The organism is Streptomyces sp. NPDC001822 (assembly GCF_042892135.1).
Lineage (GTDB): Bacteria > Actinomycetota > Actinomycetes > Streptomycetales > Streptomycetaceae > Streptomyces.
Genome location: NZ_JBIATW010000002.1, coordinates 169806 through 191586, shown reverse-complemented (window position 1 = coordinate 191586; position 21781 = coordinate 169806). Strand labels below are relative to the sequence as shown.

At 72.9% G+C, this 21781-nt stretch carries 19 protein-coding genes and 2 pseudogenes; 7 read left to right on the top strand and 14 right to left on the bottom strand.

All coding sequences use genetic code 11. The features are described from left to right. The first annotated feature begins 92 nt into the window (after positions 1-92). Positions 93-1202 carry a citrate synthase 2 gene (locus ACFYY2_RS05175; RefSeq protein WP_388737241.1) on the top strand — a complete coding sequence of 370 codons (1110 nt, stop codon included), beginning with the start codon at positions 93-95 and terminating at the stop codon, positions 1200-1202. A gap of 76 nt (positions 1203-1278) precedes the next feature. Here ACFYY2_RS05175 and ACFYY2_RS05170 read toward each other — a convergent pair whose 3' ends face one another. From ACFYY2_RS05170 to ACFYY2_RS05155, 4 genes are all read right to left on the bottom strand, one after another. Further along, on the bottom strand, positions 1279-1743 hold the full coding sequence (locus ACFYY2_RS05170) for an Ig-like domain repeat protein (RefSeq protein WP_388737237.1): 465 nt from the start codon (positions 1741-1743) through the stop codon (positions 1279-1281). Between the two features lie 231 nt (positions 1744-1974). Beyond that, positions 1975-2979 (bottom strand): IPT/TIG domain-containing protein, encoded by a 1005-nt coding sequence (locus tag ACFYY2_RS05165; RefSeq protein WP_388737235.1) that lies wholly within the window; start codon positions 2977-2979, stop codon positions 1975-1977. Between the two features lie 163 nt (positions 2980-3142). Then, positions 3143-3886 (bottom strand): IPT/TIG domain-containing protein, encoded by a 744-nt coding sequence (locus tag ACFYY2_RS05160; protein ID WP_388737233.1) that lies wholly within the window; start codon positions 3884-3886, stop codon positions 3143-3145. Positions 3887-4247: 361 nt separating this feature from the next. Beyond that, positions 4248-4547 carry a hypothetical protein gene (locus ACFYY2_RS05155; protein ID WP_388737230.1) on the bottom strand — a complete coding sequence of 100 codons (300 nt, stop codon included), beginning with the start codon at positions 4545-4547 and terminating at the stop codon, positions 4248-4250. Between the two features lie 178 nt (positions 4548-4725). On the opposite strand from ACFYY2_RS05155, the gene ACFYY2_RS05150 reads away from it, so the two are divergent. The 3 genes from ACFYY2_RS05150 (at position 4726) to ACFYY2_RS05140 (ending at position 7131) form a co-directional block, all read left to right on the top strand. Then, on the top strand, positions 4726-5550 hold the full coding sequence (locus tag ACFYY2_RS05150; protein ID WP_388737225.1) for a Scr1 family TA system antitoxin-like transcriptional regulator: 825 nt from the start codon (positions 4726-4728) through the stop codon (positions 5548-5550). Then, on the top strand, positions 5537-5761 hold the full coding sequence (locus tag ACFYY2_RS05145; RefSeq protein WP_388737222.1) for a DUF397 domain-containing protein: 225 nt from the start codon (positions 5537-5539) through the stop codon (positions 5759-5761). Before ACFYY2_RS05150 ends, ACFYY2_RS05145 begins: the two co-directional genes overlap by 14 nt. A 428-nt stretch (positions 5762-6189) precedes the next feature. Then, entirely contained in the window at positions 6190-7131 is a 942-nt protein-coding gene (locus tag ACFYY2_RS05140) for a MarR family transcriptional regulator (RefSeq protein ID WP_388737219.1), read from the top strand. Positions 7132-7151: 20 nt separating this feature from the next. Here ACFYY2_RS05140 and ACFYY2_RS05135 read toward each other — a convergent pair whose 3' ends face one another. The 9 genes from ACFYY2_RS05135 to ACFYY2_RS05095 all read right to left on the bottom strand — a co-directional run bounded on the left by ACFYY2_RS05135 (position 7152) and on the right by ACFYY2_RS05095 (position 17947). After that, positions 7152-7754: a TetR/AcrR family transcriptional regulator gene (locus tag ACFYY2_RS05135; RefSeq protein WP_388737217.1), complete on the bottom strand. Its 603-nt coding sequence runs from the start codon at positions 7752-7754 to the stop codon at positions 7152-7154. Continuing rightward, the gene (locus ACFYY2_RS05130) at positions 7742-8476 is read right to left on the bottom strand and encodes an enoyl-CoA hydratase family protein (protein ID WP_388737214.1); all 735 of its coding nucleotides are present in this window, start codon (positions 8474-8476) and stop codon (positions 7742-7744) included. The genes ACFYY2_RS05135 and ACFYY2_RS05130 overlap by 13 nt, the downstream gene beginning before the upstream one ends. After that, positions 8473-10050 (bottom strand): 4-coumarate--CoA ligase family protein, encoded by a 1578-nt coding sequence (locus ACFYY2_RS05125; protein ID WP_388737212.1) that lies wholly within the window; start codon positions 10048-10050, stop codon positions 8473-8475. The genes ACFYY2_RS05130 and ACFYY2_RS05125 overlap by 4 nt, the downstream gene beginning before the upstream one ends. A gap of 99 nt (positions 10051-10149) precedes the next feature. After that, positions 10150-11316 carry an acyl-CoA dehydrogenase family protein gene (locus tag ACFYY2_RS05120; protein WP_388737210.1) on the bottom strand — a complete coding sequence of 389 codons (1167 nt, stop codon included), beginning with the start codon at positions 11314-11316 and terminating at the stop codon, positions 10150-10152. Beyond that, entirely contained in the window at positions 11313-13337 is a 2025-nt protein-coding gene (locus ACFYY2_RS05115) for a biotin carboxylase N-terminal domain-containing protein (protein WP_388737207.1), read from the bottom strand. Before ACFYY2_RS05115 ends, ACFYY2_RS05120 begins: the two co-directional genes overlap by 4 nt. 8 nt (positions 13338-13345) lie before the next feature. Next, positions 13346-14941: an acyl-CoA carboxylase subunit beta gene (locus ACFYY2_RS05110; RefSeq protein ID WP_388737205.1), complete on the bottom strand. Its 1596-nt coding sequence runs from the start codon at positions 14939-14941 to the stop codon at positions 13346-13348. Then, the gene (locus tag ACFYY2_RS05105) at positions 14938-16641 is read right to left on the bottom strand and encodes an acyclic terpene utilization AtuA family protein (protein ID WP_388737203.1); all 1704 of its coding nucleotides are present in this window, start codon (positions 16639-16641) and stop codon (positions 14938-14940) included. The genes ACFYY2_RS05110 and ACFYY2_RS05105 overlap by 4 nt, the downstream gene beginning before the upstream one ends. After that, the gene (locus tag ACFYY2_RS05100) at positions 16638-17444 is read right to left on the bottom strand and encodes a TIGR03084 family metal-binding protein (protein WP_388737201.1); all 807 of its coding nucleotides are present in this window, start codon (positions 17442-17444) and stop codon (positions 16638-16640) included. The genes ACFYY2_RS05105 and ACFYY2_RS05100 overlap by 4 nt, the downstream gene beginning before the upstream one ends. A 131-nt stretch (positions 17445-17575) precedes the next feature. Then, positions 17576-17947 (bottom strand): signal peptidase I, encoded by a 372-nt coding sequence (locus ACFYY2_RS05095; RefSeq protein WP_388737199.1) that lies wholly within the window; start codon positions 17945-17947, stop codon positions 17576-17578. Positions 17948-17993: 46 nt separating this feature from the next. Here ACFYY2_RS05095 and ACFYY2_RS05090 point away from each other — a divergent pair. After that, positions 17994-18149: pseudogene (locus ACFYY2_RS05090) on the top strand (VapC toxin family PIN domain ribonuclease); the annotation flags it as partial. A 237-nt stretch (positions 18150-18386) separates the two neighbouring features. Here the strand turns inward: ACFYY2_RS05090 and ACFYY2_RS05085 are convergent. Further along, positions 18387-19334, bottom strand: a pseudogene (locus tag ACFYY2_RS05085) (DMT family transporter); the annotation flags it as partial. Positions 19335-19496: 162 nt separating this feature from the next. Between ACFYY2_RS05085 and ACFYY2_RS05080 the strand changes: the two are divergent. Together ACFYY2_RS05080 and ACFYY2_RS05075 are read left to right on the top strand one after the other, a co-directional pair. Beyond that, entirely contained in the window at positions 19497-20414 is a 918-nt protein-coding gene (locus tag ACFYY2_RS05080; RefSeq protein ID WP_388737196.1) for a LysR family transcriptional regulator, read from the top strand. A gap of 100 nt (positions 20415-20514) precedes the next feature. Further along, on the top strand, positions 20515-21672 hold the full coding sequence (locus ACFYY2_RS05075; protein WP_388737193.1) for a serine hydrolase domain-containing protein: 1158 nt from the start codon (positions 20515-20517) through the stop codon (positions 21670-21672). Positions 21673-21781: the final 109 nt, after the last annotated feature.

Below are 21781 nucleotides of genomic sequence, written 5' to 3'. Positions count from 1 at the left end.
ACGTCACCCTTCCCCGCGGTCGTGGGTACCCGCCAGTATCGTGGACAGGCCTTCGTGGCCGTCATCAGCCGCCGAGCCGAGGGAGCCGCCCGATGTCCGACTTCGTACCCGGACTTGAAGGAGTCGTCGCGTTCGAGACGGAGATCGCCGAGCCCGACAAGGAGGGCGGCTCGCTCCGTTACCGCGGCGTCGACATCGAAGACCTCGTCGGACACGTGTCGTTCGGCAACGTCTGGGGTCTGCTGGTCGACGGGGCGTTCAACCCCGGCCTGCCGCCCGCCGAGCCGTTCCCGATCCCCGTCCACTCCGGCGACATCCGCGTCGACGTCCAGTCCGCCCTCGCCATGCTGGCCCCGGTGTGGGGTCTGAAACCGCTGCTCGACATCGACGAGCAGACCGCGCGCGACGACCTGGCGCGGGCCGCCGTGATGGCCCTGTCGTACGTGGCGCAGTCGGCCCGCGGCCAGGGCCTGCCGATGGTTCCGCAGAGCGAGATCGACAAGGCGGAGTCCGTGGTCGAGCGGTTCATGATCCGCTGGCGCGGGGAGCCGGACCCGAAGCACGTGAAGGCCGTCGACGCCTACTGGACCTCGGCCGCCGAGCACGGCATGAACGCCTCGACCTTCACCGCCCGCGTCATCGCGTCCACGGGCGCGGACGTGTCGGCCGCCCTCTCCGGCGCGGTGGGCGCGATGTCGGGCCCGCTGCACGGCGGCGCCCCGTCCCGGGTCCTCGGCATGATCGAGGAGATCGAGCGGACCGGAGACGCCACGGCGTACGTGAAGCAGGCGCTGGACAAGGGCGAGCGCCTGATGGGCTTCGGCCACCGCGTCTACCGGGCCGAGGACCCGCGCGCCCGCGTCCTGCGGCGTACGGCGCGCGAACTGGCCGCCCCGCGCTTCGAGGTGGCGGAGGCCCTGGAGAAGGCGGCCCTGGAGGAACTGCACGCCCGCCGCCCGGACCGCGTCCTGGCGACGAACGTGGAGTTCTGGGCGGCGATCGTCCTGGACTTCGCCGAGGTCCCGGCGCACATGTTCACGTCGATGTTCAGCTGTGCCCGCACCGCCGGCTGGTCGGCGCACATCCTGGAGCAGAAGCGGACGGGCCGTCTGGTGCGCCCCTCGGCGACGTACGTCGGCCCGGGCACCCGCGACCCGCGCTCGATCCCCGGCTACGACCAGCTGGCGGACCTGGCGAACTGACGGGAGTGGCGAGGCGGCGGGGGGCACCACGGCACGTGGCGTCCCCCGCCCCCGTCCAGCGCCCGGCGGGCCGGGCTCACTTGTGGATGCGCGTCACGTTCTGGCTGTTGACGTTGACCTCGTTGCGGACGTCCCCGACGTGGAAGCCGATCAGCCCGCACAGCAGGCAGCCCGGGTTGCCGGACGGCGGAGACGGCGCCTGGGACACGGTGACGGTGGTGGTGCCGTTCGAAGCGTCGCAACTGTCGTCGCCGTTGTAGGCGGCGGTGATGGTGTGTGTGCCGGTGGTCGTGAAACCGGTGGTCAGCGTCGAGTGCCCGTCGGCGGAGACGGGGGCGGTCGCCAGGAGGTCCGGACCGTCGAAGAACGACACGCCGAGGCCGCCGCTCGGGTCGGAGCCGCAGGTCACCGTCGCGTCGAGGGTCACCAGCTGCCCGGTCGCCGCCGAGGAGGGCGTGGCCTGGACCGTGGTCGACGACGGATCGGCGGCCGCGGCCGAGGGAGCGAGGGACAGCACCGTGGCCGCCGCCACGGCGATCACGACTCCGATTTTGCGCGCCAGACACGATTTCACTGAGAGTGCCTCCCCGGTCTGATCGTCGGGCGGGGGTTCGCCCGACGCTTCGGACCGTGACCTTAGGTCGCTTCTCACGGCTTGGGCGGGAGGCGCGGGTACCGGCGAACCCACCCGAGTCACCGGCTCCCTCGAATGGGCCGGAGCGGGCCGGTGACGCGGGCGGGTGACGCGGGCGGGTAGGGCCGGTGCCGAAGGCTAGATCGCGGGAGGAGCGACGCGCTGGTAGGCGAGCGAGTTGCTGGTGCCCCCCGACGTCGTGACGCTCACCGGCACCGGACCCGCCGGACCTGCCGGGGCGATCGCGACCGCAGTCGTGTCCGACACCACGGTGAAGGCCGCCGGCGCGGTACCGAAGCGGACCGCGAATGCCGTGCTCAGTCCGGTGCCCGTCAGGGTCACCGAGGTGCCGGCATCCGTCGGCCCCTGCGCGGGAGAGAGCGCGGTGAGCGTGGGCGCCGCCAGATAGGTGTAGATCACGGAGTTGCTGATGCCGCCGGGACCGGTGACGGTGCACGCGACGGAGCCGGTGCCGGGCGGGGTGACGGCGGTGATCCGGGTGGCCGAGTCGACGGTGTAGGAGGTCGCGGGGGTGCTGCCGAAGGTCACGGCGGTAGCCCCCGTCAGGCCGGCACCGGTGAGGACCACGCCGGTACCGCCGGACGCCGGACCCTCGGCGGGCGAGACGGACAGCAGCGAGGGCGCGTTGACGTAGTAGAAGAACACCGGTCCCGAGGTGCCGCCGAGGGTGGTCGCGGTGACCGCCACGGCGCCGGTGCCCGCCGGGGTGACGGCGGTGATCTGGGTGGCCGAGTTGACGGTGTAAGAGGTCGCGGGGGTGCTGCCGAAGGTCACGGCGGTGGCCCCCGTCAGGCCCGTACCCGTGAGGACCACGCCGGTACCGCCGGACGTCGGGCCCTGGTTCGGCGCGATCGCGCTCAGAGAAGGGGTGGGCGCGTAGGTGTAGGCGACCGTGTTGCTGAGCCCGGCCGGTGTGCGCACGGTGACGTTCACCGTGCCGGTTCCGGGCGGGACGGTCGCCGTGATCGTCGACGGGGTGCTGACCGTGTACGACAGGGCGGCCGCGGATCCGAACATGACGGCGATGGCGCCCGTGAACTGGCTTCCGTTGAGGGTCACGGGATTGGTGCCCGCCGCCGGACCCGTGTTGGGTGCGACCGAGGTGAGGACGGGAGGGGCCACGGTGACTCCAGGGGGGTGTGGTCGGCCTGGCTGGGCCGCGGGCTGGGGCACGGAAGCGATGCGGGCGGGCGTAGGCGGGCTCCCACCGCTTCCGCTGGGCACGGGCCGGTGGGCCGGGAGGACACCGATCCGTGCGGGGGGGGGCTGTGCCGGCGAGACGCCGTCAGATGCCGGGACCGGACACGTAGGTGAAGCCTGCGACGGCCGTTGCACTGCCGCCGTCGGTGGTCACGACGACATCGGCGGAGCCCACGGTGCCGGGCGGTGCGACAGCCACCAGCGTGGAGCTGTTCAGCACCGCGAAGGACGCGGTGACGCCGCCGAAGGTGACGGCCGTGGTCGATGCCAGGCCGGTGCCGCTGACGGTCACCGAGGTGCCGCCGGACGCCGGTCCGGAGGCGGGTGTGAGCGAGCTCTGTGTCGGCGCGTCGGCATAGGCGTAGGTGAGCGGAGCGGTCGTGCCACCCGTGGTGGTGACGGTGACGTCGACGGAACCGCTGGAGCCGCCGGCCGGGACGACCACCGACAGCCGGCTGTCCGAGACGACCGTTGGGGTCGCGCTGTTGGAGCCGAAGGACACGGTGGTGGCAGTGGAGAGGCCGTAGCCGTCGACGGTGACCGTGTTGCCGCCTGCGGTGGGACCGGAATCCGGGCTGACGGACACCGCGATCGGCGGGCTGATGTAGAAGAAGGCGAGCGAGTTGCTGGTCCCTCCCGCGGTCGTCACGCTGACATCGACGACGCCGCAGCCCGCGGGGGTGATGACGGTGATCGAGGTCGGGGTGTTCGCGGTGATCGTGGCCGTACGGGACCCGAAGTGGACGGCGGTGGCGCCGGACAGATTCACGCCGGTGATGGTGATGGTCGTTCCACCGCCGGTGGAGCCTTGGTTGGGGCTGATGGGCATGACGGTTTCCTCTCACTCGGACGCCTACTCCGAGCGGCGACCGGGTGTTCGGGTGCGCGGACGTCCCGAACCGGCCCAGGCCGACGCGTTCGGCCGACGGCAGATGTGATCCACGAAGGCCCGTTCGGACGAGATGAGTCAGCCCGGGAGCGCGACTTCCCGCGGGGCCTCGACGGGCCGTCGCCCGTGGGGGCGGATACCTGAATTGACCCATCGGAGTGAGCTCTCACCAAGCGAATTGACGTGGTATCAACCCTTTGGCGGAGCGCGCCGGGCGTGCGGCAGCGCATGCCGGTGGTACACGGGCCACCGGCCGACCGCTGAACGGTCGGCCGGCCCTGAACCACCGTTCACGGCACGGCTATTGATTCTTCACAGTGCCACCCAGCCGTCGGCCCCGGCTCTCGGCCACGCGCCGCACGTCGTGCAGCGACTCGGCCAGGCGGCAGGCGAGATAGTGCACCTGGGCACTCGTCGACCGCCGGTCGGCGAGCATGTCCGCCGCGTGGCCGAGCAGTTCGTCGGCCATGGACAACTGGGCGCCCTCGACCCGGTCGGCCATCCGGGACACCTTGCCCGCCCCGTCCCCGAGGAGATAGCAGGGATCACCGCTCGCCGTCGTCCACGGGAGCAACCGCGCACTTCCGGAGCTCGTCCTCACGCCGCGGCACCCCGTCCGTGCGCGGGTGGCTGGTACGGGCGGTTGCTCATGTCTTCCTGCTTTCCTCGGGTGCGGCTACGCTCCGTCCTCAACTCTTCACAGATTGGGGCCGCTCGTCGCTACGCTTCCAGGGGTTCGCACCTGACAGCGCGCCTGTCATCCCGGGGGAGTTGGTCGCATGGCGTCGCATCACAGGCCACGTACGGCACGAGCGAAGTACGGCGAGGAGCTGCGGCTCAGGCGCACCTCGGCAGGCCTGACCCAGGAGGCGCTGAGCGAGCAGATCGTGTGCTCGCCGACGCTCATCAGCCACTTCGAGGCGGGCCGCCGTCTGCCGAATCCGGACGACGCCCAGCGGATCGACCGGGCGCTGGACACGGACGGCTTCTTCGCGCGGTGGCTGGAGGATCTGGACACCAAGTTCGTCGACCACTTCGCGGCGGTGGCGGAACTGGAACGACAGGCCACGGAGATCCGGCAGTTCGCCCCCGCCCTCGTCCCAGGACTCCTCCAGACCGAGAGCTACGCCCGTGCACTGTTCAGCGCCTACAAGCCGAACCACCAGCCTGCGGAACTTGACAGGGCCGTTGTCATCCGAACGGAGCGTGCCCAGATCCTTGACGGCCCGTTCAAGCCCGTCGTCTGGACCGTCCTCGACGAAGCCGTACTCCGGCGCCAGGTCGGTGGGCCTCGGGTCATGGCAGAGCAACTCGGCAGGATCGCGGACATGGCCGAGTCAGGCCGCCTTCGGTTGCACGTGCTGCCTTTCGGAGCAGGCGCATACGCACTCCAGGAAGGGCTGCTCACCCTCATGAGCTTCCAGGACTCCGCACCCGTGGCCTACGTCGAAGGCTTCCTCTCCGGAAACCTTCTCGACGATCCGTCTCTGGTGAGTGCCAGCCAGACCGCCTACGCTCTTTCGCTGAGTGACGCGATGTCGCGCCGGGAATCATTGACCGCCGTCCGGGCGGCAGCGGAGGAACACGCCAATGGCCAGCACTGAGCACACCGTCTCCGACGCCTCCACCCTCGGGGGGTGGACCAAGTCCAGCTACAGCGGCGGTAGCCAAGGCGAATGCCTCGAAGTCGCCCGCGGCCACGACGCCGTCCCCGTCCGGGACAGCAAGGTCGCCCACGGTCCGGCCGTGGTGATGTCCGTGGCGAGCTGGTCGGCCTTCGTCGAAGCCGTCAGGTCCGGCTCCTTCGGAGCGTGACCGCTCCTTCCGCTCGCCCCCGACGCCCGGATCTCGCGTCCCGAGCCCCGAGCCCCGGGAACGACCGGTTCACTCTTGAGGGTGTACGAGATCGAGGCTCCACCCGAAGCTCGGGCTTCGGGATCCGAGGGACGGGACTCGGGCGCCGGGGTTCGAGCGCCTTCTTGTAACCGGTAGGGAAAAGAAGGGTTTTGGGAAACCTCCCCCACCTCCCCTCCCCGTCACGGCCAGCAAGTATGACTAATCGTGACCAGCTTGCGGCGAAGCGTCACGACTGCTTACGGTGCGACCAAACGAACGACCCCGACGCGGTGTTAGCAGCACCGGCCGGGGTCTCACCGCAAGATCGCAAGAACGAGGACGATCCCGTGGCTGTCCAGCACCTTAGTGCCGACCCCCGCACCCCCGCACTCTCCCGCCCGTACCCGATGGCCAATCCCGGTTACGGCAAGCGGTCCATGCCCGACCAGTCCCCCGCGTGCGCCGACGACTTCACCCTCCTGCCGCCGCGCGAGCGCTGCATCGCCGGGTTCATCGACCACCTTCCCGACGGCGCGTCCATGGACGTCAAGAGCCTGGCCAAGCAGTTGCCGCTCTACGGCCAGCAGGCGGTCGGTTCGGCCCTGCGGACCCTGTCCGTCGCCGGGTATCTGCGTCGCGTGCGCTGCCTGGTCGGTGAGGGCGACCAGGTCCGATGGGTCTTCCGCACGTTCTGGTCCCGTACCGCGCGCGACAACGAGTGGTGGGGCTCCCGCCTCGCCCCGGAGCGGCGAGAGGCGGCGCCGTCCTCCGCCGTACAGCCGCCGTCGTCCTGCACGCCCTCGGAGGACCCGGCCCCGGCGGCCGAAGCGCCCGTATCGCCTGTCGTGCCGCAGCAGCGGGCCCCGGAGCCCGCACCCGTTGCGGACGGTATCCCCTCGCCCGCCTATCTGGCCCTGGCGCAGCTCGGTCGTACCGATCCGCGCCTGGCCCTGTCGGCCGCCGACTGCGCGGTCCTGGAGGCGCGGGCCGCCGAGTGGTTGGCCAGGGGCGTGACCGTCGACTACCTGACGCACGCCCTCACCTCGGGGCTGCCCGCTCGGGTCGGGTCGCCCGTCGGGCTGGTCCGCCGCCGTCTCGTCGACAAGATCCCGCCGTACGTCCCCGAGGCGGCAGTACCTCCCGCCCCCGGCGAGACCGTCCGCCGCGCAATGATGGAGTGCACCAAGTGCGGTGTGCCCGGCCGTCCCGAGGCCCTTCCCGACGGGCTCTGCGGGCCCTGCGGCCGCCCCGACGCGTCGCAGCACGTCGGCTCTCCCGCCGGTTCGCTCGGCGAATCCGACGTCCGCGCCCGCGCGGGCCACGTCCGGGATCTGCTCAGGTCCCGCTGAGCGCGCCCCGTGCGCCCCGCTCAGCCCAGGGTCTCGTCCAGCAGCCGCGCCCACTGCGCGACGACCCTCTCCCGCCGTGCCCGGTCGTCCGTGAGCACGTTGGCGAGGCCCAGGCCGCGGGCCATGTCGAGCAGGCCCTGGACGGTCTCACGGACGCCGGGGCGCTCCTCGTCGGCGCCGAGGAGTTCGACGGCGATGCGGTGGGTCTCGCGGCCGACCCGCGCCTCCAGTTCGGTGACGCGGGGCCGGAGCTGGTCCTCGTTGGAGGCCGCGACCCAGAGCTGGAGAGCCGCGCGGAAGAGCGGGCCGGTGTAGAGGTCGACCAGCGCGGCGACCACCGCCGTGCGGCCCTGGACGGGGAGGGCGCGCAGGGCGGCGGAGCGTTCCTCGGCGACGTACTCGACGGCGCCCGTGAACAGGTCCTCGCGGGTCGGGAAGTGGTGCTGCGCCGCGCCCCGGGAGACCCCGGCGCGTTCCGCGACCACGGAGACCGTGGAGCCCGCCCAGCCGTGTTCGGCGAGGCAGGCGACCGCGGCTTCGAGCAGCCGTTGGCGGGTGGCGCGGCTGCGGTCCTGCTTGGGGGACTTCGCGGCGGGGGTTCTGGGGGGTGTCACAGCACCCATGAGGGGTCCCGTCGTTCCAGGAAGGCCGTCATCCCCTCCCGTGCGTCGTCGGAGGCGAAGAGCGCGGCCGAGCGGGCGATGAGGTCTTCGGCGTGACTGTCGAAACTCCTCAGCACACTAGCCGTGACCAGCTCCTTCGAGGCGGCCAGCCCCTGCGGGGCGGCCCTGCGGAGCCCGTCCAGTACCGGTACGAGCGCCTTGTCCACGTCCTCGTCCGCGATGCTCACCAGGCCGATGCGGGCGGCCTCCGCCGCGTCGAACCGCTCCCCGGTGAGGTAGTAGCGGGAAGCGGCCCGCGGGTCGAGGCGTGGCAGCAGGGGCAGCGAGATCACGGCGGGCGCGAGGCCCAGCCGTGACTCGGTGAGGGCGAAGGTCGCGTCCGGTCCCGCCGCCGAGATGTCGCAGGCGCCGAGGAGCCCGAGACCGCCGGCCCTGACGTGGCCGGTGACCCGGGCCACGACGGGTTTGGGCAGCGCCACGATCGCGCGCATCAGCCCGACGAACGCGGCCGGTTCGGGGGGTGCGGTCAGGTCGGCGCCCGCGCAGAACGTGTTGCCGGTGTGCGTGAGGACGACGGCCCGCACCGAGTCGTCCTCCGCGCATGCCGCCAGCGCCTCGGACAGTTCGCCGACCAGGCGCGCGGAGAGCGCGTTGCGGTTGGCCGGCGAGTCGAGGGTGAGCGTGGTGACGCCACGGCCGTGGGCCACGGGTGCCAGGGTCATCGCTGCTTCTCCCGGTCGCGCAGCTCGCGCCGCAGGATCTTGCCGGACACCGCGCGGGGCACGGCCTCGATGAACTCCACCTGTCTGACCTTCTTGTACGGGGAGACCCGCTCGGCGACGTACGCGATGACGTCCTCCTCGGTGAGGCCCCCCGCCACGGGCTGCCGCACCAGGAACGCCTTGGGGACCTCGTTGCCGTCGGCGTCGTGGACCCCGATGACGGCGGCGTCGGCGATCCCGGCGTGGGTCAGCAACAGCGCCTCCAGGTCGGCGGGTGCCACCTGGTAGCCCTTGTACTTGATGAGTTCCTTCACCCGGTCGACGACGTACAGCCAGCCGTTCGCGTCGACCCGGCCGACGTCCCCGGTGTGCAGCCAGCCCTCGGCGTCGATCATGGCGTCGGTCGCGTCGGGGCGGCCGAGGTACCCCTTCATCACCTGCGGGCCCCGGATCAGGATCTCGCCGTCGCTGCCGGAGCCGACGTCGGTGCCGGGGTCGGTGAGCGAGATGATCCGCATCTCCGTGCCGGGCAGCAGCTTTCCGACGGCCCCGGGCGGCGGGTTCTCCGCGTCGAGGGGCACGACGTGGGTCCCGGGCGAGAGTTCCGTCATGCCGTACGCCTGCCGCACGGCGGGCAGGCCGAGCCGCGCCGAGCAGGCCGCCGCGAGTTCGGCGTCCAGCGGGGCGGCCGCGCTGACGATGTACTCCAGCGACGACAGGTCGTAGTCGCCCACCAGCGGGTGCTTCGCGAGGGCCAGCACGATGGGCGGTGCGACGTACAGGCCGGTGATCCGGTGCTCCTGGATCGTCTCCAGGAACTGCGCGAGGTCGAAGCGGGGCAGGACGACGACCGTGGCGCCGTAGCGCAGCGGCCCGTTCATGAGGGCGGTCAGCCCGTAGATGTGGAAGAAGGGCAGCACGGCCAGGATGCGGTCGCGCTGCCCGAGGGGGACGAAGGGCCGCAGCTGCTCCAGGTTGGTGGCGATGGAGCGGTGCGTGAGCATGACGCCCTTGGGGGTGCCGGTGGTCCCGGAGGAGTACGGGAGCACGGCGACGTCCTCCACCGGGTCGAACGCGATCTCCGGTTCGGGCGCCGTGGAGCCGAGCATCTCCAGGACCGACGTGTGCCCCTCGGCCTGGTCGCAGACGTAGATCTGCTCGATGCCTCCGGCGATCTCCGCCGCACGGCGGGCGACGTCCAGGAGCGGGGAGACGGTGACGATCCAGCGCGCGGCGGAGTCCTGGAGCTGCTTGGCGAACTCCTCGGGGGTGGCCAGCGGGTGGATCGTGGTGACGGTGGCGCCCGCCCGGGTCGCGCCGTAGAAGACGGGCGGGTAGGCGATCGTGTTGGGGCTGTGCAGGGCGAGCACGTCGCCCTTGCGCAGCCCGGCCGCGGCGAGGTACGCCGCGATGCGCCGGTGGAAGGTGTCGAGCTGGGCGTACGTCACGCTCATGCCGTTGGTGCCGTCGATCAGGGCGGGCGTGTCACCGAAGTCCGCCGCGCTTCCGAGGACGGCTTCGTGGATGGGTCTTTCGAGGGGCTGGACGTCTGCGTACTCGCTGTGGAACACCATGGCGGTCCCCTTCGACGCGGGTGGAGAGCCAGAATCGCCCCTGCGGGGGCGGATGGGGAGACCCGGGAGCGACCGGAATCGGCGCTGAGGCCTGAGGCCTCAGTACGACTTCGGCAGGCCCAGGGTCTGGTGGGAGACGTAGTTGAGGATCATTTCCCGGCTGACGGGGGCGATACGGGCGACACGCGCAGCGGTGATCAGGGAGGCGAGCCCGTACTCACGGGTGAGGCCGTTGCCGCCGAGGGTGTGGACGGCCTGGTCGACGGCCCTGACGCAGGCCTCGGCGGCGGCGTACTTCGCCATGTTGGCGGCCTCGCCGGCGCCGATGTCGTCGCCGTCGTCGACGAGATTCGCGGCCTTCTGCATCATGAGCCGGGCGAGTTCCAGCTCGATGTGCGCCTGGGCGAGCGGGTGGGCGATGGCCTGGTGAGCGCCGATGGGCGCGCCCTTCCAGACGGTGCGGGTCTTCGCGTAGTCCACGGCGCGTTCGAGGGCGTAGCGGCCCATGCCGATGGCGAAGGCGGCGCCCATGATGCGCTCCGGGTTCAGCCCGGCGAAGAGCTGGAGCAGTCCGGTGTCCGCCTCCTCGCCGACGAGTGCGTCCGCGGGCAGCCGCACCTCGTCGAGGACCAGCTCGAACTGCTTCTCGGCCGCCTGGAGTTCCATGTCGATCCGGGTGCGGGTGAAGCCGGGGGCGTCCCGGGGGACGATGAAGAGGCAGGGCTTGAGCTTTCCGGACCTGGCGTCCTCGGTGCGTCCGACGACGAGCGTCGCGTCGGAGATGTCGACGCCGGATATGAAGACCTTGCGGCCGCTGAGGACCCACTCCCCGCCGTCTCGGCGGGCGGTCGTGGTGATACGGTGGGAGTTGGAGCCCGCGTCGGGCTCGGTGATGCCGAAGGACATGGTCAGGCTGCCGTCGGACAGCCCGGGCAGCCAGGTGCGCTTCTGGGCCTCGGTGCCGAAGCGGGCGATGACGGTGCCGCAGATCGCAGGGGAGACGACCAGCATCAGCAGCGGGCTGCCGGCCGCGCCCAGCTCCTCCAGGACGATGGAGAGTTCGGCCATGCCGCCGCCCCCGCCGCCGTACTCCTCGGGGAGGTTGACGCCGAGGTAGCCGAGCTTGCCCGCCTCGTCCCACAGTTCGCGGGGGTGCTCGCCCTTGCGGGCGAGGGCGGTCGTGTAGTCGCGGCCGAACCGTCTGCCGAGGGCGGCGACGGCGGCGCGGAGGTCCTTGTGCTCCTGGGTTTCGAGGACGGTGCTCATGGGGTCGTCTCCTCCTGGTGCGCGGATGCGTGCACGGGTGCCTGCTCAGGTGCGTGCTCGGGCGCGTGCACGGGTGCGTGCTCGGGTGCGTCCTGTACGACGGCGAGCAGGGCACCGACCTCGACCTGGAGGCCGGGGGCGGCGTGGAGCGCGGTGAGGGTGCCGGAGGCCGGCGCGAGGATGCGGTGCTCCATCTTCATCGCCTCCAGCCAGATCAGCGGCTGCCCGGCTTCGACGGACGCACCCGGGGCGAGCCCGTCGGCGAGCCGGACGACGGTGCCCGGCATGGGGGCGAGCAGGGAGCCGGGTTCCGTGCGGTCGGCGGGGTCGGTGAAGCGGGGCAGGGAGGTGAAGGCGTAGGCGCCGGACGCCGTGTCCACATAGGTGCGGGCGCCGTGCGTGGTGACCGTGAAGCGCCGGGTCACACCGCCGGTTTCGAGGACGACGAGGCCGGGGCGGACGGTGACGGTCCGCTCCCCCGACTCGGGCAGCGGGGTGCCGTCGCGGCCGGTGCGGTAGGCGATCTCGTACGCGGTGCCGTCGGGCTCGGCGACATAGCGCCTGGTCTGCGGCGCGGAGGCGAGGTTGCGCCAGGCCCCGAAGCGGGCGGGGCCCGTCGCGTCCCGTCCGGCCCGGGCGCCCGTCGCCGCTGCGAGGGCGGCGGCCGTGGCGGCGAGGCGCTGGTCCGCCGGGGCGCCGGGGACGGTGAGTTCGGCGAGGTGCCGGTCGTAGAAGCCGGTGTCGAGGCGTCCGGCGGTGAAGTCCGGGTGACGCAGGGAGCGTACGAGCAGCTCCCGGTTGGTGACCGGGCCGTGGACGCGGGAGCGTTCGAGGGTGCGGGCCAGGAGGCGGACGGCCTCGGCGCGGGTGGGGGCGTGGGCGATGACCTTGGCGAGCATGGGGTCGTAGTGGACCCCGATGGTGTCTCCGCCGGTGTATCCGGTGTCGAGGCGGATGCCGGGTGCGCCGGGCACGTCGAGCGCGAGCAGTGCTCCGGTCTGCGGCTGCCAGTCACGGGCCGGGTCCTCGGCGTAGAGGCGGGCCTCGACGGCGTGCCCGGACGGCTCGGGGGGCGCGTCGGCGGGAAGGGGTTCGCCCTCCGCGACGCGCAGTTGCAGGGCGACGAGGTCGAGGCCGAACACGGCTTCGGTGACGGGGTGTTCGACCTGGAGCCGGGTGTTCATCTCCAGGAAGAAGGGGCGCCCGTCGGCCGACACGAGGAACTCGACGGTCCCCGCGCCCCGGTAGCCGACCGCCAGCGCTGCGGCGACCGCCGCATCGTGCAGCCGTCCGCGCAGCGCCTCGTCGAGGCCCGGCGCGGGGGCCTCCTCGATGACCTTCTGGTGGCGGCGCTGGAGGGAGCAGTCGCGGGTGCCGAGCGCCCACACGGTGCCCTGTCCGTCAGCCATGACCTGGACCTCGACGTGCCGGCCGCCCTCGACGTACGGCTCGGCGAAGACCTCGCCGTCCCCGAAGGCACCGGCAGCTTCAGCCGAGGCAGCGGTCAACTCCGCAGGCAGAGAATCCAGTTCGCGTACGACGCGCATCCCCCGGCCGCCGCCGCCCGCCGCCGCCTTCAGCAGCAGCGGCAGGTCGGCCACGGTGGCGGCAGCGGGGTCGACGGGGGCCAGGAGGGGCACGCCGGCGGCGGCCATCAGCTCCTTGGCGCGGGTCTTGGAGGCCATCAGCTCGATGGCCTTGGGCGGAGGCCCCACCCAGAGGAGGCCCGCGTCCTGGACGGCCCGGGCGAAGCCGGCGTTCTCCGAGAGGAAGCCGTACCCCGGGTGGACGGCGTCGGCGCCCGCGGCCAGCGCTGCCGCGACGACCAGGTCGCCGCGCAGATAGGTGTCGCCGGGCGCGGCGCCCGGCAGGCGTACGGCGGTGTCGGCCTCCCGCACGTGCAGGGCCCCCGCGTCGGCGTCCGAGTACACGGCGACGGTGGCGATGCCCAGCTCACGGCAGGTGCGGAAGATCCGGCAGGCGATCTCGCCCCGGTTGGCGACAAGCAGTGCGGTGATCATCCGATTCCTCACATCCGGAAGACGCCGAAGCCGCGGGCGCCTTCGACCGGGGCCGTATGGATCGCGGACAGGCACATCCCGAGGACGGTCCTGGTGTCGCGCGGGTCGATGACCCCGTCGTCGTAGAGCCGCCCCGAGAGGAACATCGGCAGGGACTCCGACTCGATCTGCTGCTCGACCATGGCGCGCAGCCCGGCGTCGGCCTCGTCGTCGTAGGGCAGGCCCCTCGCGGCGGAGGAGGCGCGCGCGACGATCGAGAGGACGCCGGCGAGCTGCTGCGGGCCCATGACGGCGGACTTGCTGCTGGGCCAGGCGAAGAGGAAGCGGGGGTCGTAGGCGCGTCCGCACATGCCGTAGTGCCCGGCCCCGTAGGAGGCGCCCATCAGCACGGAGAGGTGCGGGACCCGGGAGTTCGACACCGCGTTGATCATCATCGCGCCGTGCTTGATGATGCCGCCCTGCTCGTACTCCTTGCCGACCATGTAGCCGGTGGTGTTGTGGAGGAACAGCAGCGGGATGTCGCGCTGGTTGGCGAGCTGGATGAACTGCGCGGCCTTCTGCGACTCCTCGCTGAACAGCACGCCCTGGGCGTTGGCGAGGATGCCGACGGGATAGCCGTGCAGCCGGGCCCAGCCGGTGACGAGGCTGGTGCCGTACAGCGGCTTGAAGGCGTCGAAGTCCGATCCGTCGACGAGCCGGGCGATGACCTCGCGGGGGTCGAAGGGCGTCTTCAGGTCCCCGGGGACGATGCCGATCAGCTCGTCCTCGTCGTACTTCGGCGGCTCGGCGGGTCCCGGGTCGGCGTGCGCCTTGCGCCAGTTGAAGCGCGCGACGATCCGCCGGGCCTGGCGCAGCGCGTCGTGCTCGTCGACGGCGAAGTGGTCGGCGAGTCCGGAGGTGCGGGCGTGCATCCCGGCGCCGCCGAGCGATTCGTCGTCGCTCTCCTCACCGGTGGCCATCTTCACGAGGGGCGGGCCGCCCAGGAAGACCTTGGACTGTTCCTTGATCATCACGGTGTGGTCGGACATGCCCGGCACGTACGCGCCGCCCGCGGTCGAGTTCCCGAACACGACGGCCACGGTCGGGATTCCGGCGGCGGACAGCCGGGTGAGGTCGCGGAACAGGGCGCCGCCCGGGATGAAGATCTCCTTCTGGGACGGCAGGTCGGCGCCGCCGGACTCCACGAGGGAGATGCAGGGCAGCCGGTTGGCGAAGGCGATCTCGTTGGCGCGCAGGGCCTTCTTCAGCGTCCACGGGTTGGAGGCGCCGCCCCGCACGGTCGGGTCGTTGGCGGTGATCAGGCACTCCACGCCGGAGACGATCCCGATGCCGGTGACGAGCGAGGCACCCACTGCGTAATCGCTGCCCCAGGCCGCCAGCGGGGACAGTTCCAGAAACGGCGTGTCCGGGTCGACCAGCAGCTCGATCCGCTCACGGGCGAGGAGCTTGCCGCGCCCCCGGTGGCGCGTCACGTACTTCTCGCCGCCGCCCGCGAGGGCCTTGGCGTGCTCGGCGTCGAGTTCGGCGAGCTTGGCGAGCATGGCTGCGCGGTGCGCGGCGTATTCGGGGCCCGCGGTGTCCAGTGCGGTGGGCAGGACGGTCATGCATTCGCCTCCGGTTCGTCCGTCAGCTGCACGGGTACGTCGACGTGGCGGGAGCGCAGCCACTCCCCCACCGCCTTGGCCTGCGGATCGAAGCGGGCCTGCGCGGCGACGCCTTCGCCGAGGAGGCCGCGGACGACGAAGTTGAGGGACCGCAGCCCGGGCAGGACATGGCGCTCGACGGTGAGCCCGGCGGTCTCCGGCAGCAGTTCCTTGAACCGGGCCACGGTCAGCTCGTGCGCCAGCCACCGCCACGCGTCGTCGGTGCGGACCCACACGCCGACGTTGGCGTCGCCGCCCTTGTCGCCGCTGCGGGCACCGGCGACGCGTCCGAGGGGCAGGGTGCGGGTGGGCCCGTCAGGCAGCGGCTCGGGCAGCACCGGCTCCGGCACGTCGGCGAGCTCCTGGTACGGCCCGGTGGCCGGGACGTCCTGCCGCGTCCCGTCGGGCAGCACCGCCACATGGGCGACGTCCCCGGCCGGTACGTACGCGGCCTCGAACACGCCGTACGGCGCGCCCTTCCCGGGCGGGGCGGTCACGTGGAAGCCCGGATAGCTGCCGAGCGCCAGCTCGACGGCGGCCCCGGACACCGCGCGGCCGACGGCCTCCGCGTCCGGGTCACGCACGACGAGCCGGAGCAGGGCGCTCGCGGTCTCCTCGGTGCCGGCGTCGGCCCGGTCCGTGCGGGCGAGCTCCCACCGCACCTCGGCGGGCTTCGTGCCCGAACGGTCCAGGGCGTCGGCGAACTGCCCCTGCACGAGGCGGGACTTGGCCTCGATGTCGAGACCGGTCAGCACGAAGACGACCTCGTTGCGCCACCCGCCGAGCCGGTTGAGCCCCACCTTCAGCGTGGGCGGCGGGGCCTCGCCGCGCACTCCGCTGATCCGCACCCGGTCGGGCCCGTCCTGCGCCAGGCGCGCGGTGTCCAGGCGGGCGGTGACGTCGGGTCCGGCGTAGCGGGCCCCGCCGGTCTCGTACAGCAGCTGTGCGGTGACCGTGCCGACGTCGACGACGCCGCCCGTGCCGTCGTGCTTGGTGATGACGCTGCTTCCGTCCTCGTGGATCTCCGCGAGGGGGAAGCCGGGCCGTCGCACGTCGTGCTGCCGGAAGAAGGCGTAGTTCCCGCCGGTGGCCTGGGTCCCGCACTCCAGGACGTGCCCGGCGACGACGGCCCCCGCGAGGGCGTCGTGGTCGCCGGGTGACCAGCCGAAGTGGGCGGCGGCGGGGCCGGTCACGAGTGCGGCGTCGGTGACGCGGCCGGTGACGACGATGTCGGCCCCGGCCCGCAGGCACGCGGCGATGCCTCCGCCGCCCAGGTAGGCGTTGGCGGTGAGGTGGCCGTCCGGCACGGGGCGGCTGTCGCCCTCGACGTGCGCCACACGCACCGGCACACCGGTCCGGTCGGCCAACTCGCGTACGGCGTCGGCGAGTCCGGCCGGGTTGAGCCCGCCGGCGTTGGTGACGATCTTCACGCCGCGCTCGTGGGCGAGCCCGAGGCCGTCCTCCAGCTGCCGCAGAAACGTCGTGGCGTATCCGCGCTTCGGGTCCTTGAGGCGGCTGCGCCCCAGGATCAGCATGGTGAGTTCGGCGAGGTAGTCCCCGGTCAGGACGTCCAGCGGGCCGCCGGTGAGCATCTCGCGCACCGCGTCGAAGCGGTCGCCGTAGAAGCCGGAGGCGTTGCCGATGCGCAGGGGGCGCGTCACCGGTCCGCCTTCGGGGGCCGTCCGGCTCCGGGCGGTCCGGCGAAGGCCTGCGCGATGTCCAGCCAGCGGTCCGCGTCCGGTCCCGTCGCCTCGACGGCGAGGTCGTCGCGGTGCGCGCGCTGGGTGACGAGCAGGCAGAAGTCGAGGAGCGGCCCGGTGACCCGCTGGGCGGCGTCCTCGGGTCCGTGGACCACCGACTCACCTTCCTCGCCGTGGAGTTCGATCCGGAACTGCTCGCCGGGGGGCTGCAGACCGCGTACGAAGTAGGCGTAGTCGCGGGCGCGCACGCCGATCCTGGCGACGTGCCGCAGGCGTCCGGTCGGCTTCCGCGTCACACCGAGCGCGTCGGCGACGTCCTGGCCGTGCGCCCAGGTCTCCATGAGCCGCGCCGTCCCCATCGAGGCGACGCTCATCGGCGGGCCGTACCAGGGCAGTTTCGTCCCGGCCGGGGCCGCGCGCAGGGCTTCCTGGAGCCGCGCCCGGCCCTCCCGCCACTCCACCAGCAGCGCCTCGGGGGCCAGTGCGGCCACCGCCTCCCCGGCCGCCTCGTCGACGAACGTGCCGGGAGCGGCGAGCGCCCTCTCGACCTCGGCGGCGAAGGCGTCGGGCTCGGTCGCCGCTGTCAGCGCCACCTCGTCCGTCCAGGTGAGGTGGGCGATCTGATGGGCGACGGTCCACCGCTCGGCGGGTGTCGGCGAGGCCCACTCCCGCACGCTCAACCCCGCTACCAGCAGGTCGAGTTCGTCGCTCTCCTGACGCAGGTCGTCGAGCACGGCGGCGGTCACGGCCGATGCATCGGGCACGGTGCGCTCCCCTCGGGGCGTGGCGGTGTGCCCCGGAGCCTGCCAGCGCCCCACAAAACAAGCAAGCGTGCTTGCATGATTTTTTGGCCGCGCGCTCCGCCCGGGCTCCGCGCGCCCGCGCGGAGCGGGGATCAGTCGTGGGGGGCGGCCCGGTAGCCGGGGGCGGAGGGCCACCGCACGGTCATCACGACGGAATCCTCCTCCGCGCACCAGGAGTGGTCGACGCCCGGGCCCCACACGACGTAGTCGCCCTGGCGCTCCAGCAGCACGTCACGCCGGGGGAAGCGAAGGCGGAACCGGCCGCTGACCAGGACGAGCAGGGCGGTGCGCTCCTCGCCCCTCACCCACCGGGCGCGTTCGTCGCCCCGGGGATGGACGCCCCACTTGATCTCCAGGGCCTCGCTGTGGCGCGGGTCGGACGGGTCCTTGAAGTGGCCCAGCAGCCAGCCGTGGTCCAGCGCCGCGTCCGCTGCCGCGCGGCCCACGTACACGCCGTCGATCATGGGAGCGAACGTAGCAGGCGGCCGACGACTCCCCCGCGTGCCACCCGGGCTCCGGCTGGACCTCGCGGACGCGGTGGGCGTCGCCCTCGCGGACCGGTACAGGACCGACCGCATCTTCACCCTCGACCAGCGGGACTTCCGGGCGATCACGCCCCTGACGCCCGGCCTCACGGCGTTCAGGATCCTGCCCGTCGACGGCTGAGCCGCACGCCCGGCCCTACTCCACGCGTTCGCCCTCGGCCTGCGAGGGTTCGGTCCGGGGGACGTCGGGGTGCGTCTCGGGGGCCTTGCCGCGCACGGCCGGCTCCTCGCGTTCGCCCTCGGCCTGCGAGGGGGTGTGCGAGTACAGCCCCTCGTACCCGTCGGTTTCCTTGGCGGATCCCATGCGCGGGCCTCCTTCCTGGGTTCCCCTCCATCGTGCCCCGCGCGCCCGATCCCGGCGCGGTGACGCGGTGCGGGCCGCCTGGCTGCGCACAGCTCCCATGCTCGCCCCGATGACCAGGGCGATGGCCAGGGCGTCGGTCGTGGAGAGCGCCTGGTCCAGGACGAGGAAACCCGCCGTGGCCGCGATGGCCGGTTCCAGGCTCATCAGGATGGCGAAGGTGGGCGCGGGCAGCCGGCGCAGCGCCATGAGTTCGAGGGTGTAGGGAAGGACCGAGCTCAGCAGCGCCACCGCCGCGCCGAGCCCCAGCGTGCTCGGGACCAGGAGCTTCGAGCCCGCCTGCATGATCCCGAGGGGCAGCGAGAGGACCGCCGCCACGACCATGGCCAGCGCCAGGCCGTCCGCCTGCGGGAAACGCCTGCCGGTGCGGGCGCTGAAGATGATGTAGGCCGCCCACATGGCGCCCGCGCCCAGGGCGTACGCCGCTCCGGCCGGGTCGAGCCGGTCGAAGCCCCCGCCGCTGAGCAGGACGACGCCGCAGAGGGCCAGGCCCGCCCAGACGAGGTTGACCAGGCGGCGGGACGCCACGACGGACAGGGCGAGCGGCCCCAGCACCTCCAGGGTGACGGCGGGGCCCAGCGGGATGCGGTCGACGGCCTGGTAGAAGAGCGTGTTCATCCCGCCCATCGCGATGCCGAACGCCACGACGGTGCCCCAGTCGGCGCGCGAGTGCCCCCGCAGCTTCGGCCGGCACACGACGAGCAGGACGAGCGCCGCCGCGGTGAGACGCAGGGTGACGACGCCCAGCGCTCCCGCCCTCGGCATCAGCAGGACGGCCACCGCCGCGCCGAACTGGACGGAGAGCCCGCCCGCCACCACCAGCGCGACCGGGCCGAGTGCGCGCCGCGGCCCGGAACCGTCCCGGCCGGCCTCGTCGAGCGCGGACACGGCCTCGGGCAGGGCGACGGCCGCGGCCGAGTCCGCTGCAGCGCGCGGGTCGCTCACCGGGAAACCTTTCCTTCAGTGCCACAGTCCGTGCCACAGTCCAATGCAATGCACTACGCAGTCGAGAGTACGGCACCGCTCCGGGGCCGGACACGTCCCCACGGTAGAGACCTGCGCGCCTCCCGTGAAATGCCGATTGTGCTCCCGTTATGCTCCGCAGGCATGAGCACTGGACAGGGCGCCGGGACCACCGGGCGCGGTATCGAGATCCGGCATCTGCGCGCCTTCCTCGCCATCGCCGAGGAGGGCAGCGTCACCCGCGCGGCCGCCATGCTCCGGGTCACCCAGCCCGTCGTCTCGCGCACCCTGGCCGCCCTGGAGCGGCACCTGGGGGTCCGCCTCGTCGACCGCTCGACCCACCACCTCGCCCTCACCCCCGAGGGCGTCGCCTTCCGCGACAAGGCCGCCCACGCGGTCGGCGCGTTCGACGAGGCGCTCACCCCGGGGCGGCTGCGCCATCGGCCGCTGCGGCTCGGACACGCCTGGTCGGCGTTCGGCCCCTACACCACACCGCTGCTGCGCACCTGGCAGCAACGCCATCCGGGTACCCCGCTGGAACTCCTGCGGATCGACGACCGCACGGCCGGGCTCACCCGCGGTGAGGTCGACGCGGCACTGCTGCGCGGGCCGGTGGACACACCGGGACTCGTCACCGAGGTCCTGTTCACGGAGGAGCGGGTGGCGGCAGTCGCCGCCGACGGGCCGCTCGCGGCCCGCGCCTCGCTGTCGCTGGCCGACCTGGCGGACGGCCCCGTCGTCCTGAACACCGTCTCGGGAGCGACCACGCTCGGCCTGTGGCCGCCGCAGATCCGGCCCGAGGCCACCGTCACGGTCGCGAACACCGACGACTGGCTCACCGCCATCGCGGCCGGACGCGGCAGCGGGGTGTCGGGAGCGTCCACCGTCGGAATGCACCCGCACGCCGGGGTCGCCTACGTGCCGCTGGACGACGCCCCGCCGCTGCCCGTGCTGCTCGCCCGCAGGGACGGCCCCGGCCATCCCGCCCTGCCCCGCCTGGCGGCGCTCGCCCGGGAGATCGTCGGGGACGGGCACCGGCCACCCCCGGCCACCGCCCGTTAGCGGGAATGCCGCGTGTGAGTACGGGAGTTGGGGGAGGTATACCGATCGGGCCGGTCACGCACCGGGCCGTTCGCCGATCATTCCAGGGGGAGTCAGCGTCATGACAGGAACGAACGGGACCATCACCGTGCACGGCACGGTCGCGCCCGGTTTCGAGGGCGTGCGGGAGGAGTTCGCCGCCGTACTGGCCGACGACCACACCGAACCCGGCAGCCAGCTCGCCGTGTACCGCCACGGGCGCCTCGCGGTGGACCTGTGGGCCGGGGAGGGTGTCGCCGGGGACTCGCTGCCCGCCGTCTACTCCTCCACCAAGGGCGCCGCCCACCTCGTGGTCGCCCTGCTCATCCAGGACGGGGTCATCGACCCGGACCGCACGGTGGCCTCCTACTGGCCCGAGTTCGCCGCGGAGGGCAAGGACGGGCTGACGGTACGTGAACTGCTGGCGCACCGCGCCGGCCTGATCTGGGCGGACGGCGGGTTCACCGTCGACGAGCTGGCCGACGACCGGGTCATCGCACGGCGGCTGGCGGGCGCGCGGCCCCGCTGGACGCCGGGAGCGGAGTACGGCTACCACGCCCTGGTGATCGGCGCCCTCACCGGCGAGGTGGTCCGCCGGGTCACCGGGAGGTCGATCCAGGAGATCTTCGAGGAGCGGGTGCGCGCGCCCTACGGCCTCGATCTCCACCTGGGCCTGCCCGAGGAACTCGAACCCCGCTACGTGGACATCCGCCCGGGCGTCCCCGCCCCCGGCCAGGCCGTCGAGGCCGAGCCCCTGGACCCGGCGAGCCCGAGGGCCCTCGCGTTCGGCTTCGCGCAGGACCCTCCGCTCGACATGGTCGCCTTCGTCAACACCCGGGTGGTACGCGCGCTCGGCCCCACGTCGGTCGGCGGGGTCGGCTCGGCGCGTGGCCTCGCGGGGATGTACGCGGCGGCGATCTCCGAGGTCGACGGGAGGCCGCCCCTGCTCCGGCCGGACACGCTCGCCGAGGTGGGGCGGGTGCACTGGAAGGGAACGGACCTGGTCACCGGTGCGATCGACAACTTCGCGCAGGGCTTCGAGGCGGTGGGAACGCTCTATCCGGCCCTGGGCGACGGCGCCTTCGGCCACGCGGGCGCCGCGGGATCGCAGGCGTACGCCGACCCCGCTCACGGTGTGGCCTACGGCTACACCCGCCGCCGCTTCGCCCTTCCGGGCGGCGCCGCACCGGAGAACGAGCGCCTCTCCGCGGCCGTGAGCAGGGCCGTCGCGGAGATGTGAGGCCTCATCGGACGCGTGTCCCGCCCGGCCTCCGGTCCGGCGGCCGGGCGGGAGACCGCCGGAGCTTCTCGTGCGGATCAGCGGAGGGGCCCCCGGCCGCGGCGGCTAT

Coding starts and splice junctions, on each gene's coding strand:
- ACFYY2_RS05175 (WP_388737241.1), top strand. CDS start 93: ATGTCCGACTTCGTACCCGGACTTGAAGGAGTCGTCGCGTTCGAGACG.
- ACFYY2_RS05160 (WP_388737233.1), bottom strand. CDS start 3,886: ATGCCCATCAGCCCCAACCAAGGCTCCACCGGCGGTGGAACGACCATC.
- ACFYY2_RS05150 (WP_388737225.1), top strand. CDS start 4,726: ATGGCGTCGCATCACAGGCCACGTACGGCACGAGCGAAGTACGGCGAG.
- ACFYY2_RS05145 (WP_388737222.1), top strand. CDS start 5,537: ATGGCCAGCACTGAGCACACCGTCTCCGACGCCTCCACCCTCGGGGGG.
- ACFYY2_RS05140 (WP_388737219.1), top strand. CDS start 6,190: ATGGCCAATCCCGGTTACGGCAAGCGGTCCATGCCCGACCAGTCCCCC.
- ACFYY2_RS05135 (WP_388737217.1), bottom strand. CDS start 7,754: ATGGGTGCTGTGACACCCCCCAGAACCCCCGCCGCGAAGTCCCCCAAG.
- ACFYY2_RS05130 (WP_388737214.1), bottom strand. CDS start 8,476: ATGACCCTGGCACCCGTGGCCCACGGCCGTGGCGTCACCACGCTCACC.
- ACFYY2_RS05125 (WP_388737212.1), bottom strand. CDS start 10,050: ATGGTGTTCCACAGCGAGTACGCAGACGTCCAGCCCCTCGAAAGACCC.
- ACFYY2_RS05120 (WP_388737210.1), bottom strand. CDS start 11,316: ATGAGCACCGTCCTCGAAACCCAGGAGCACAAGGACCTCCGCGCCGCC.
- ACFYY2_RS05115 (WP_388737207.1), bottom strand. CDS start 13,337: ATGATCACCGCACTGCTTGTCGCCAACCGGGGCGAGATCGCCTGCCGG.
- ACFYY2_RS05110 (WP_388737205.1), bottom strand. CDS start 14,941: ATGACCGTCCTGCCCACCGCACTGGACACCGCGGGCCCCGAATACGCC.
- ACFYY2_RS05095 (WP_388737199.1), bottom strand. CDS start 17,947: ATGATCGACGGCGTGTACGTGGGCCGCGCGGCAGCGGACGCGGCGCTG.
- ACFYY2_RS05080 (WP_388737196.1), top strand. CDS start 19,497: ATGAGCACTGGACAGGGCGCCGGGACCACCGGGCGCGGTATCGAGATC.
- ACFYY2_RS05075 (WP_388737193.1), top strand. CDS start 20,515: ATGACAGGAACGAACGGGACCATCACCGTGCACGGCACGGTCGCGCCC.